Consider the following 12728-nt stretch of genomic DNA (forward strand, 5'->3'; position numbering starts at 1 on the left):
AAAAAAATGGGAGTAGTGATTACCTGACAAGAGAAGATTATGGCTCAGTTATATTATAAATACGGCACGATGAATTCGGGCAAAACGATCGAGATTTTAAAAGTCGCCCACAATTACGAAGAGCAGGGCAAGGGTGTGGTTATTATGACCAGTGCCCTAGACACGAGAGACGGCTACGGCCTTGTGTCCAGTCGGATTGGGATGAAGAGGAAAGCACTAGCGATTGAGGATGAGACAGATATTTTTGGCTTTATCGAATCCCTATCCCCCAAGCCTTACTGTCTCTTGATTGATGAGGCTCAGTTTTTGAAACGCCACCATGTCTATGATTTGGCAAGGGTGGTCGATGAGCTGGATGTCCCTGTCATGGCTTTTGGTTTGAAAAATGACTTTCGCAATGAACTTTTTGAAGGTTCTAAGTATCTCTTGCTTTTAGCCGATAAGATTGACGAGATTAAGACCATTTGCCAATATTGCTCGAAAAAAGCGACCATGGTCTTGCGGACCAATCATGGTCAGCCAGTCTATGATGGTAAACAGATTCAAATCGGAGGAAATGAAACTTACACTTCCGTTTGTCGCAAGCACTATTTTAACCCAGAAATAAAAGGAGAATCAAACACACATGAACATTTATGATCAGCTTCAAACGGTGGAAGACCGCTATGAAGAATTAGGAGAATTACTCAGTGACCCTGCTGTGGTGAGTGATACCAAGCGTTTTATGGAGTTATCCAAGGAAGAAGCAGCCACTCGTGAGACGGTTGAAACCTACCGTGAATACAAAAAAGTACTGCAAAACATCACGGATGCTGAAGAGATGATTAAGGATGCGTCTGGTGATGCGGACTTGGAAGAGATGGCAAAAGAAGAGTTGAAAACGGCAAAGGCTGACAAAGAAAGCTACGAGGAGCGCTTGAAAATCTTGCTCTTGCCCAAAGACCCTAATGATGACAAGAACATCATCTTGGAAATCCGTGGGGCAGCTGGGGGTGATGAAGCAGCCCTCTTTGCAGGTGATTTATTAACCATGTATCAGAAATTTGCAGAGAGTCAAGGCTGGCGCTTTGAGGTCATGGAGGCTTCCTACAATGGTGTCGGAGGGATCAAAGAAGTGGTTGCCATGGTGTCTGGTCAATCCGTTTATTCGAAATTGAAATACGAATCAGGTGCTCACCGTGTGCAACGTGTGCCTGTGACTGAAAGCCAAGGGCGTGTGCATACCTCAACGGCGACAGTACTGATCATGCCAGAGATTGAAGAAGTCGAGTACGACATTGATCCAAAAGACTTGCGGGTGGACATCTACCATGCCTCTGGTGCAGGTGGTCAGAACGTCAATAAAGTTGCAACAGCCGTGCGGATTGTCCATCTTCCGACTAATATCAAGGTCGAGATGCAGGAAGAGCGGACGCAGCAGAAGAACCGTGAGAAAGCGATGAAGATTATTCGGGCGCGTGTGGCGGACCATTTTGCGCAGATTGCCCAAGATGAGCAGGATGCAGAGCGTAAGTCAACTATTGGTACGGGAGACCGTTCAGAGCGGATTCGGACCTATAACTTCCCGCAAAACCGTGTGACAGACCATCGCATCGGTTTGACACTTCAAAAGCTTGATACGATTTTATCTGGGAAATTAGACGAAGTGGTCGATGCCTTGGTGCTGTATGACCAAACACAAAAACTGGAAGAGTTGAATAAATAATGAAACTGGCTCAACTGTTAGAGGAACTGGAAGAGAAATTACTAGAAGTAGGAGAAGAGCCAGAAAGTTTGTCCTTTACTTATCGAACTTTGGAAGGCTTGACTTTTACAGACTTTGTCTTGCGATTACGTTTAGACGTCAACTCGCAGGAAGAAGAGAAGATTCGCGCGATTTTTGAGCAATTACAAACGCACAGACCTGCCCAGTATATCATTGGAAAAGCAGATTTTCACGGTCTATCCTTACAAGTCGATGAGCGCGTGCTGATTCCTCGTCCTGAGACTGAAGAGTTGGTTGACTTGATTCTAGCTGAAAATACGGAAGAAGATCTTAAGGTGCTGGATATTGGCACAGGGAGTGGCGCGATTGCGATTGCGATGGCTCATGGGAAACCAAGCTGGGAGGTCGTTGCCTCAGACATTTCCCTTGATGCGCTAGATTTGGCAAAAAGCAATGCTAAAGCGCATGAGCTGTCGATTTCTTTTCTTCACTCAGACTGTTTGGATGCGATTACAGGTAAGTATGATATTATCGTGTCCAATCCGCCTTATATCTCTCGAGACGACGAGGCAGAAGTGGGAAAAAATGTTTTAGCCTCAGAACCGCACCTAGCCTTGTTTGCTGACCATGATGGTTATGCCATTTACCAGCGCTTAGCCCAAGATACGAAAGAATACTTGACAGAACGAGGAAAAATTTACTTAGAAATTGGCTATAAGCAAGGGGAGCAAGTGAGACAGCTTTTTCAAGCAGTCTTCCCAGACAAGCGTGTTCGAGTCCTCAAAGACCAATTTGGACAAGATAGAATGGTGGTGGTAGATGATGGACAAGATCGCTAAGACCTTGGAAACAGGTGGAGCCGTGGTATTGCCGACGGAGACAGTTTATGGTTTGTTTGGACGAGCGTTAGACGAAGAAGCTGTCAAGCGTGTTTATCAGCTTAAGCAGCGGCCATTGGATAAAGCTATGAATTTGAATGTGGCGAGTTTAGCGGACATTCTAGCCTTTTCTCAGAATCAGCCAGCTTATCTCGATAAACTCTTCCAAGCTTTTTTACCGGGTCCCTTGACCATTATTTTACAAGCAAATGAACAAGTGCCGCACTGGGTGAATTCGGGCATGACAACTGTCGGTTTTCGAGTTCCAAGTCACCCAGTAACACTGGACTTCATAAAAACATTTGGGCCTTTGATTGGACCGTCTGCCAATATTTCTGGCAAGACCAGCGGTGTCTTGTTTGACCAGATTATGGCAGATTTTCATAGCGAGGTGATTGGAGTAAAAGATGATGCATTTCTGACTGGGCAAGATTCCACCATTTTGGACTTGTCAGGGGAAAAAGCCCAGATTTTACGCCAAGGCGCTATTACCAAGGAAGCATTGTTAAAAGCTGTACCTGAAATTCGTTTTTAGGAGAAACGATTTTCTTGCGATTTTGAAGGGCAGTCAATCCTTGATTGAGGATGTGTGAGGTGTGACATGATTGAACGAGAGCCAGAAGTGCCTATCCTGAAGCCAAAGGACATTTCCTTTTTGACTGAAACGGTTTTTGGTATTAAAGCAGAAGTAGAAGTGTGTGACTTAGCCTTCATTTTTTCGAGTACTCATCCAGGGCATTGGGGAAAAGCCGTAGAAGCCTATCGGAATGGTTTGGTTCAGCAATTTTTAGTGACAGGTTGACGGAGTAAGACGGCGCAAGCTCATCCTGATTGGCAGGGAGGAGATAGAAGTGAAGCAGAAGTCATTATTGAAAGTTTATTAGCTAGTGGAGTTCCAAAAGACGCCATCATACAAGAAGACAAATCAAGCAATTCCTTAGAAAATGTTCTATTTGCCAAGGAAATATTTGACTTTTCTAAGGTTCAAAAGATAATGGTTATTTGTAAAAGTCATGTGGCTGGCAGACAGCTTCGAACACTTGCCCAGCATATTCCAGATTCTATTGACCTCATTCCCTATACTTTTGATACAGCCTATAAAGGACAAGTCATTCGACGTTCGGACTGGATGAATTCTGATATCGGTCGACGACGGGTCTGGGGTGAATACCTGCGGATTTTGCACTATGGTCAGCTCGGCCATTTAAAAAGATTAGATCAAACATTATAAGGAGACACAAGATGATTTTTGATAAAGAAGATTACAAAGCTTACGATAAAGAACTATGGGATGCTATTTCCGCAGAAGAGAAACGCCAACAGCACAATATTGAGTTGATTGCCTCAGAAAACGTCGTGTCAAAAGCGGTTATGGCAGCACAAGGGTCTATCTTGACCAATAAATACGCAGAAGGCTACCCAGCTCGCCGTTACTACGGTGGTACGGAGTGCGTGGACGTCGTGGAAAGCCTTGCGATTGAGCGTGCAAAAGAAATCTTTGGTGCAAAATTTGCCAATGTCCAACCCCACTCTGGTAGCCAAGCTAACTGCGCAGCCTATATGGCCTTGATTGAGCCAGGCGATACCGTTATGGGAATGGACTTAGCAGCTGGTGGACACTTGACCCACGGGGCTGCTGTCAGCTTTTCTGGTCAGACCTACAATTTTGTCGCGTATAATGTTGATCAGGAATCAGGCTTGCTCGACTACGATGCCATTTTAGAACAAGCCAAAGAAGTGCAACCAAAACTCATCGTTGCAGGGGCTTCTGCCTATTCTCGCATTATTGATTTTGCTAAATTCCGTGAGATTGCAGATAGCGTTGGCGCAAAACTTATGGTCGATATGGCGCATATCGCTGGGCTTGTCGCAGCAGGTTTGCATCCAAATCCAGTACCGCATGCTCATATCACGACCACAACGACCCACAAGACCCTTCGTGGACCTCGTGGTGGCTTGATTTTGACCAATGATGAAGACTTGGCGAAGAAAATCAATTCTGCTATCTTCCCTGGTATCCAAGGTGGACCGCTTGAGCATGTCATTGCAGCAAAAGCAGTTGCTTTTAAAGAAGTTTTAGACCCTGCCTTTAAAGACTACGCTCAAAAAGTTATCGACAACAGCAAGGCGATGGCAGATGTCTTTCTAGCGCATGATAAATTCCGTGTCATTACAGGTGGAACAGACAATCACCTCTTCCTTGTCGATGTGACTCAGGTTGTTGAAAATGGGAAAGTAGCGCAAAATCTCTTGGATGAAGTCCATATCACCTTGAACAAAAACTCTATTCCATTTGAAACTTTGTCACCATTTAAGACAAGCGGTATCCGCATTGGTTCTGCAGCCATTACTGCCCGTGGATTTGGTGTGGAAGAAGCCCGTAAAGTGGCAGAATTAACGGTGAAAGCCTTAGAAAATGCGGACAATGAAGCAATTCTTGAGGAAGTACGTAAGGAAGTGCGTGCTCTTACAGATGCATTCCCGCTCTATGAGGCATAATCCCTATGGATTTGTATATTAAAAAGGCGATTATTCATCAATTTTCTCCAGAAGATACAGAATTAAACTTGGCAGATAAATATCTGAATATTACGCCCAAAATCGAAGAATACCTCCGCAAGAAGATTGAGCGGGTTTATTCTGACGAAGCTAAAACAGGTGTTTTCGAGGCTGAAAACATCTTTTTAGCCGATATTTCAGAAGATTTGCTGGAAACATCTGTGACCATTGCCAAGCGCTGGCAGGAAGAGTTTACTATTAGCGAAAATCAGAAAACCAATGATTTGATTTTTGTGCAGTTTGATAAGGAAGGCATTCAGCATTTTGCTTTCTTACGGATTTCTTTACGAGAAACCTTGACCCATCTAGGGGGTGAGGCTGATAATCCAATTAAGCTGACGCAGAACAATCTTCCAGGTTTTGGCTCTAGCCCTGATGAAGGTTTGGTGGTCAATTTAACCAGTCGAAAATACCACTTGATTGAAAAGCGAATCAAGTATAATGGGGCTTTTTTGAACTATTTCTCAGAAAATCTGCTGCAGGTCAATCCTAAAATATCTCCGCAAAAGTCAATCAAGGAAATTGAAAAAACAGCTCAGAAGATTGCTGAGAGTTTTCAAGCCGATGACTTTCAATTTCAATCTAAGGTCAAGTCTAGTATTTTTAAAAACTTGGAAGAAAATGATAGCTTATCGCCAGAGCAGTTGGCAAATGACCTTTTTGATGATAATTTGACTGCTCGCTTGCAGTTTGTGGACCGTGTCAAGGAGAGCATTCCAGAGCCGATTAGCTTTGAGGAGATTGATAGTAGTCGTCAGAAGAAAAAATTTGAAAATCAGAAACTGTCTTTGTCAAATGGGATTGAGCTGATTGTGCCAACCAATATTTACGAAGATGCAGAGTCTGTGGAATTTATCCAAAATGACAATGGAACCTACTCCATTTTGATCAAAAATATAGAAGATATCACAAGTAAGTAATGTTTAAATTGATAAGAAAAGTCGTGATGCTTCTCCTCGTCCTTTTTGTGGGCTATAAACTTTTAGAAACCCATAAAAATGTCAAACAGGTCATGACCTATCAGACCATGGTCCGAGAAGTGCTAGACGAACAAGATACAGCTGCAAATGAGGAGCTGGTACTGGCTATGATTTATACTGAAACCAAGGGGAAATCCCTTGATGTCATGCAGTCCAGCGAGAGTGCGACTGGAGAGAAAAATACCATTCGTGACAATAAAGAGAGTATTCAGCAAGGGGTGCAAACCTTGACGGATAATCTGATGGTAGCAGAAGAAAAGCAGGTGGATGTATGGACAGCTGTGCAAGCCTATAATTTTGGCTCTGCTTATATTGATTATATCGCTGAGCATGGGGGTGAGAACACCCTTGATTTGGCAAAAGAATATTCCAGAGAAGTTGTTGCACCAAGCCTTGGCAATGTCACTGGAAAAACCTATTTTTACGCCCATCCGATTGCTTTATTTCACGGTTCAGAACTGTATATCAACGGAGGGAATTATTACTATTCCCGTCAAGTCCGTTTTAATCTTTATTTGATTCGATTGCTGGGCTGGTTTTAGAGAAAAGGTAGGAAAGTAAGCATTATTTTCTTACCTTTTTCAGAATAAAGCCTCTTATAAACATAGAAAAGGAGAACATCATGCGATTTATTATGATTACCGGTGCGACAAGCGGGATTGGGAAAGCCATTGCTTACGCATTTGCCAAAAACGGAGATAACTTAGTTCTTACCGGACGAAGAGTGGAAAAACTGCAAGAAATTCAGGCAGATTTAGTCGAAAAGTATGGCATTGAGGTTTTCTATTACCCAATGGATGTGACGCAAGTAGAGCAAGTGACAGCCATTTGCGAGCGCATTTTAAAGGAAGTGCCACAGGTTGATGTGTTGGTCAATAATGCAGGCCTAGCACTAGGGCTTGAAAAGTTCCAAGATTATGACGTGGCGGATATGGTCACTATGCTGGATACCAATGTCAAGGGATTGCTTTATGTGACTCGTCAGATCTTGCCAAGTATGGTGGCTAATGATCACGGGCATGTTATCAATATTGGCTCTACTGCGGGGATTTATGCCTATGCAGGTGCGGCAGTTTATGCGGCGACCAAGTCAGCAGTCAAGGTCTTGAGTGATGGTATTCGCATTGATACCATTGATAAGAATATCAAGGTCACAACTATTCAGCCAGGAATTGTGGAGACGGATTTTAGTCAAGTTCGTTTTCACGGCGATAAAGATCGAGCAGCGAGCGTTTACCAAGGGATTGATGCCTTACAGGCAGAAGATATTGCTGAGAGTGTCTTATTTGTTGCCAATCAACCTCGCCATGTGCAGATTTCAGATATGACCATCATGGCGACGAAACAAGCCACAGGCTTTATGATTCATCGAGATGTCTAACTTCTCAGCTGATGAGACTTAAGTAGTTAGCAGAGTCACAGGTAGTGTGTGGCTTTGCTTTTTAGTTAATGGCACAGTCATTGACTTTTTATTACGTCGTGAACTCGTCTTGTCTGAGACTCGTTGCATTGTATTCAATCAAAAAGAAATAACTATCATAATGAAGCGCTGAGTGCTGTTGATTGTAAGCAACTCTAAAGCGTGCTATACTAGGAAGAGAAAGTGAGGTCTGTATGAGAGCTAGATATATCAGTATAGGAGTAGGAGCGGTGATACTGGCAAGTTTGGGCTGGTTCTTTTTCACTTCTAAAGAAGAGCTGCTAGATACCAAGACCTACATCCAATCAGAAACCCCTACTCTCTTTTTTCATGGCTATGGAAGTAGTGCCAATGCAGAAAAGCACATGACTCAATCGGCTCAAAAAGCGGGTGTTACAAAGACCATTATCCGAGCAACCGTGACGCCAGAAAGTGAAGTGCTACTGGATGGGGAGCTTCCAAAAGGCGCTATCAATCCTATCGTTGAAGTGAGCTACCAAGACAATCGGAATACTGATTACCAGCAAGATGCTCGCTATGCCAAGGCAGTGGTGAGTAAGTTGCAGCAAACGTATGGTTTTAAAGACATGAACATGGTCGGCCATTCCATGGGCAATATGTCGATTTTGTTTTATATGCTTGAGTATGGAAGTGATGAGCATTTGCCAAAGCTTCAAAAGCAGGTCAATATTGCCAACCATGTCAATGGCTTAGAAGGCAGAGACTTACCAGCTAATCCGACAGCTGACACAGAGACAGGACAGCCACAGGAAATGAGTGAGAGCTATCAGAAGTTGTTAGGACTAAAGGAAATTTTCCCTCAGAATCAGATTGAGATTCTCAATATCTATGGAGATTTGGGAGATGAGAGTGATGGCTCTGTTTTAAATAGCTCTTCTCGTAGTCTGAAATACCTAGTAGCGGAGCATGCTAAGTATTATGAGGAACAAAAAATCACAGGCAAATTAGCCCAGCATAGTCAACTTCATGAAAATCCAGAAGTGGATGCGCTCTTGATTGACTTTTTATGGCGAAAATAAGTGATAAGTTTTCTTTAAGTTTGGTATATTATAGTGGATTGACTGTAAAATGGGTGAAAAAGCTTGTTTGCAGTCAAGTTATTTTTGAAATGAAATGTGAATGAGGAAAAAAGATGAGATTAAAGAAAACAGTAGCCTTAGCAGGATTGCTTGGCTTGACTATGGTAAATCTGCCACTTGTATCCGCAGATACTAGTGTTCAAAAGGTTATTGATGAGGCCTATGTGCAGCCTGAGTATGTGCTGGGCTACTCTCTGGACGAAACGCAGCAAGGTCAAACCTTGGACTTACTGGGGTATAATAGTGAAAAGGACACCAAGGCACTAAAAACCATGACACCAGATATTTATGCTGGGATTATGAATGTGGCAAATGATCCGAGTTTACAGCTCTATTCATCGGTGAAAATCCAAAAATTAGGCAATAATAAGCCTTTGGAAGTCAAGATTGTAACCCCACAAAATATCACCAAGGTTACAGAAGATATGTACCGCAATGCGGCAGTAACCTTGGGTGTAGAGCATGCATCAATTACCGTAGCGGCACCTATTGCCGTGACAGGCGAAAGCGCGCTTGCAGGGATTTATTACTCTTTGGAGGATAATGGCGCGCAAGTGCCACAAGAAAATAAAGAATTGGCACAGGAAGAATTGTCCACCTTATCAAGCATCAATGCGGAAAATACAGGAAAAGAAGGCTATGATGAGGATAAGCTAAATGTCGCTCTAGCGGACATTAAATCCTCTGTCGCTAAGGCTAAGCAAGAAAATAGCAATTTGACTGAAGCTGATGTTCGCAAAATTGTCGAAGATACCTTGAAAAACTATGACCTTAGCAAGATTGTCACAGCCGATCAAATCAATCTTATTGTTAATTTTGCGGTCAATCTTTCAAACAGTGGAGTGATTACCAATAGTGATTTTATCAAGACGCTTGATAGCTTAAAAGACAGCATTGTCTCAAAAGCAGGTGATACCTTTAAAAATATTAATTTGAACTTTGATGCCAATCAAGCTTTAGAAGAGGGTGGCAATTTCCTAAGCAATATCTGGAATGCCATTGTTGATTTCTTTAAAGGATTGATTAGTGGCTAAGTAAAAGACTGAAAATCGAACGGAAGATTTTCAGTCTTTTTCTATCTTGAATTTAGAGAGTTCTAATGTTGCGATTGAGAGTCTCTCAGACGAATTTGACTTTCGTGTTTTAGATTTGAGTCACAAGTCCATCGGACTACTTCGCTTTCTCGTTTTTAGGCTCGGGTTGAAAAAGTCTCCCAGACTTCCTCGCTTTCTCGTTTTTGGGCTCGGGTTGAAAAAGTCCACAAGCTTTACTTTGTTTATGATTGAGTTTGTTACAATTCACCAGATAGCATAGTTTTACAGCTTGACGCAGTGGTTGAGTGGGCTCACATGCGCTGCTTTGATCAGCTTTGTCAGCCCTACTCAACTTTGCGGAGGTGGGCCGACAAAATCGAACTCCGTGGAGTTACCGATTTTTGGCCCACTCTCAATTCCCTACACTGTTGAATTTTTTCATGCCGTGTTTGAAGAGGGTGTAGTTAAGCGCAAAGATGATGAGGACGACGAGGGGGAGGAAGAGGCCGATTGTGCTAATCTTGAGGAAGTGTAGGGCTGGGAAGTAGGAGGTAAAGGCGTAGGGGAAGACAAAGGTCAGCAGGATTTGCATGGTGATGGGGTAAATCTTAATAGGGTATTGGGCCATTTGGTTGAGGGAGAAAATTCCCACGGTAATGGGGAAGGACTCGATAATCCAAAAGGCAAGTGCAGTCGGGCCTAGCTGGATAGCGGCATAGAGGAGACCGATACAGATACAGCTGAGGACAAATAAGGCGAGCTCACCAAGATTCCAATGGAGGTCTAGTAGCTGATAGGCCTTACTCGTTGCGATGATTCCGATGATGGTGGTGCCAACTCCCTGCAACTGAACCCGCTCAGCAATCAGTTGAAAGAGAGGATTGACAGGCATAATCATCAGGCGCTCAAACTCTCCGTCGCGGATATAGCGACTACCAAACATCCAAAGATTATCAAAGAAAATCAGATGCACCGACCGCCCAATGGTTGAAATTCCGTAGATAAAGAGCATTTGTCCGTATGAAAAACCTGCAATTTCCTTGATATTTCCAAAGAGGACATTGAGGAAAATGAGATAGACCATTTGTTCCATGAGAGAGGACAAAAGCCCGATAAAGAAGTCCATGCGGTAGGACATGGCGGCAATCAGAAAGGACTTGATATTGTAATAATAAAGTCTTGTATATCGTTTCATCCTATCTTACCCTCCAAAAATGACCAAGCGTTTCCGAGCTCTTTGCCAGAGGACATACATGAGCACAGCTAGAAAGGGCACCCAGATGAGTTGTACCCAAAAGAGACTGGTGTCTACTTCTTTTCCCAAAAGGATGTTGATGGGAAAATTGACCGCAAAGCTGTAGGGCAGAAAGCTGAGAACTTTCGCAATCGGTGCAGGATAGAAACTCAAGGGCAAGAGGACACCTGCTGACAGGTTGAAAAGTCCCTCCCGTAAGATAAAGAGTCCCCAGGTGTTGACCGTGTAAAAAGAGAGCAGTCCGAATCCCAAATCCATGAGCTGCACCATAAAGATACCGAGGATACTGGTTACTAGAAAGAGTCCCCATGTTTTTACATCAGGCAGGTAAAAATCAGAATTGACCAAGGGAACGACGATGAGGACCAGCAGGAATTTGACACTTTCAATGATTTTCAGTCCAAGGTCGCTGAAAAAGATTGCCGTAATGGGAGAATAGGGCTGGAGTAATTCCCCTGTAATCGTTCCTTTGACAATGGAGCTGCCTAGACTTTGTCCGATTCCAAAGCCATTTAAGCCATTCAAGAGATTGGCAAAGATGATATAGGTGGTAAAGGTGGCAAGAGTATAGCCCTTGACCTCGGATTGGGAAGCAAAAATCGTTTTCCAGACAAAGAGGGAAACGAGAATTTTCACCAGCATAGAGATGAGCGACGCCACAAAAAAGGACTTGTACTGCAGCTGCACAATGAGCATCTGCCGCGTCACGTGAAGATACTTAGTCATACAGTCCCTCCTCGTAAATGCGCTTGACAATCTGCTCAATCGTAATCTCTTTCATGGTCACATCGTTAATAGCATACTGTTCAAAGGCAAGCTGGATGATTTGGGCATTGCTGAGGTGTGCCGTCTGGTAATGAATCTCAAACTGATGTGAATCCAGCTGCACCCACTCCAAATGTGGTGCTGTGAGTGGCGCTTCGATAGCCGTATGTGTGGTAAAGGCGATAGTTTTGACCTTGGAGAAATTCTCTTTTAAGTGCGTCAGGCTTCCGTCATAGACTTTTTGCCCCTTATCAATAATCACAATCCGCTCGCAGAGGCTTTCGATGTCCTGCATATCATGGGAAGTGATGAGAAAGGTAGTTTGAAATTCCTGATTCATAGTGCGGATAAAGTCGCGAATCAGCTCCTTGACGCTGGCATCGAGCCCAATGGTCGGCTCATCCAAAAAGACCACAGCAGGTTGGTGGAGGAAAATAGCCGCAAATTCACACTTGACCCGCTGGCCAAGGGAGAGGTTACGAACGGGTTGGTTGAGAATATCTTTTAATTCCAAAAGTTCAGTCAGCCGCTTGAGGCGTTCTTGGTAAATGGCATCTGGGACATCGTAAATCTTGGCATGGAGAAAGAAGGATTCGATGACAGGAATATCCCATTTGAGGTGCGATTTTTGGCCGAATAAGACCCCAATCTGTCGATTGACCGCTATCCGAGCTTTGGACGGCTCCAGACCGTTGATTAAAACCTGCCCCTCGTCAGGATAGAGGACACCCGTCAGCATTTTAATAGTGGTTGATTTACCGCTTCCGTTCGAGCCGATGTAGCCGATGATTTCCCCTTTCTGCACCGAGAGGGAAATGTCCTTAACAGCTGGAATATAGCGCTTTTGGGGACGGAAAAAAGACTGAATCGCCCCTAGTAAACCAGCCTTCTTATCCACAATCGCGTAAGTTTTTGATAAATGATGTGCTTCAATCATGAGAACTCCTTGAGAGAAAACGTTTTCCTAGTTTAGTGCTAGTATAGCATAGATTGAAAAAAATGTCATAAATAAACAAATTGTGAAAATTTCAC

At 43.5% G+C, this 12728-nt stretch carries 13 protein-coding genes and 1 pseudogene; 11 read left to right on the forward strand and 3 right to left on the reverse strand.

Annotation, left to right across the window (positions count from 1 at the left end):
- Positions 1 to 39: 39 nt before the first annotated feature.
- The 11 genes and pseudogenes from AB1I63_02250 to AB1I63_02300 all read left to right on the forward strand — a co-directional run bounded on the left by AB1I63_02250 (position 40) and on the right by AB1I63_02300 (position 9676).
- Entirely contained in the window at positions 40 to 639 is a 600-nt protein-coding gene (locus AB1I63_02250; protein MEW4353709.1) for a thymidine kinase, read from the forward strand.
- Positions 626 to 1705, forward strand: a complete 1080-nt coding sequence (gene prfA, locus AB1I63_02255) for a peptide chain release factor 1 (GenBank protein MEW4353710.1) — start codon at positions 626 to 628, stop codon at positions 1703 to 1705. Before AB1I63_02250 ends, prfA begins: the two co-directional genes overlap by 14 nt.
- A complete protein-coding gene (prmC, locus tag AB1I63_02260) occupies positions 1705 to 2544 on the forward strand; it encodes a peptide chain release factor N(5)-glutamine methyltransferase (protein ID MEW4353711.1) in 840 nt (279 codons plus the stop codon). Before prfA ends, prmC begins: the two co-directional genes overlap by 1 nt.
- Complete coding sequence (locus AB1I63_02265) at positions 2528 to 3118, forward strand: L-threonylcarbamoyladenylate synthase (protein MEW4353712.1); 591 nt, start codon at positions 2528 to 2530, stop codon at positions 3116 to 3118. The genes prmC and AB1I63_02265 overlap by 17 nt, the downstream gene beginning before the upstream one ends.
- A gap of 66 nt (positions 3119 to 3184) precedes the next feature.
- A pseudogene (locus tag AB1I63_02270) lies at positions 3185 to 3814 on the forward strand (YdcF family protein).
- Between the two features lie 11 nt (positions 3815 to 3825).
- The gene (gene glyA / locus AB1I63_02275; GenBank protein MEW4353713.1) at positions 3826 to 5082 is read left to right on the forward strand and encodes a serine hydroxymethyltransferase; all 1257 of its coding nucleotides are present in this window, start codon (positions 3826 to 3828) and stop codon (positions 5080 to 5082) included.
- 5 nt (positions 5083 to 5087) lie between these two features.
- On the forward strand, positions 5088 to 6062 hold the full coding sequence (locus AB1I63_02280; protein MEW4353714.1) for a nucleoid-associated protein: 975 nt from the start codon (positions 5088 to 5090) through the stop codon (positions 6060 to 6062).
- Positions 6062 to 6664 (forward strand): lysozyme family protein, encoded by a 603-nt coding sequence (locus tag AB1I63_02285; GenBank protein MEW4353715.1) that lies wholly within the window; start codon positions 6062 to 6064, stop codon positions 6662 to 6664. The genes AB1I63_02280 and AB1I63_02285 overlap by 1 nt, the downstream gene beginning before the upstream one ends.
- 77 nt (positions 6665 to 6741) lie before the next feature.
- On the forward strand, positions 6742 to 7503 hold the full coding sequence (locus AB1I63_02290; GenBank protein MEW4353716.1) for an SDR family NAD(P)-dependent oxidoreductase: 762 nt from the start codon (positions 6742 to 6744) through the stop codon (positions 7501 to 7503).
- 233 nt (positions 7504 to 7736) lie between these two features.
- Positions 7737 to 8582: an alpha/beta hydrolase gene (locus tag AB1I63_02295; protein ID MEW4353717.1), complete on the forward strand. Its 846-nt coding sequence runs from the start codon at positions 7737 to 7739 to the stop codon at positions 8580 to 8582.
- 113 nt (positions 8583 to 8695) lie between these two features.
- Positions 8696 to 9676: a DUF1002 domain-containing protein gene (locus AB1I63_02300; GenBank protein MEW4353718.1), complete on the forward strand. Its 981-nt coding sequence runs from the start codon at positions 8696 to 8698 to the stop codon at positions 9674 to 9676.
- A 412-nt stretch (positions 9677 to 10088) separates the two neighbouring features.
- Here AB1I63_02300 and AB1I63_02305 read toward each other — a convergent pair whose 3' ends face one another.
- The 3 genes from AB1I63_02305 to AB1I63_02315 are packed head-to-tail and all read right to left on the reverse strand — an operon-like array spanning position 10089 to position 12633.
- A complete protein-coding gene (locus tag AB1I63_02305) occupies positions 10089 to 10871 on the reverse strand; it encodes an ABC-2 family transporter protein (protein MEW4353719.1) in 783 nt (260 codons plus the stop codon).
- 6 nt (positions 10872 to 10877) lie between these two features.
- Positions 10878 to 11657, reverse strand: coding sequence for an ABC-2 family transporter protein (locus tag AB1I63_02310; protein MEW4353720.1), 780 nt, complete (start codon positions 11655 to 11657; stop codon positions 10878 to 10880).
- A complete protein-coding gene (locus AB1I63_02315) occupies positions 11650 to 12633 on the reverse strand; it encodes an ATP-binding cassette domain-containing protein (GenBank protein ID MEW4353721.1) in 984 nt (327 codons plus the stop codon). Before AB1I63_02315 ends, AB1I63_02310 begins: the two co-directional genes overlap by 8 nt.
- Positions 12634 to 12728 lie beyond the last annotated feature (95 nt).

Source organism: Streptococcus pneumoniae (assembly GCA_040719455.1).
In the GTDB taxonomy this organism is placed as follows: domain Bacteria; phylum Bacillota; class Bacilli; order Lactobacillales; family Streptococcaceae; genus Streptococcus; species Streptococcus pneumoniae_G.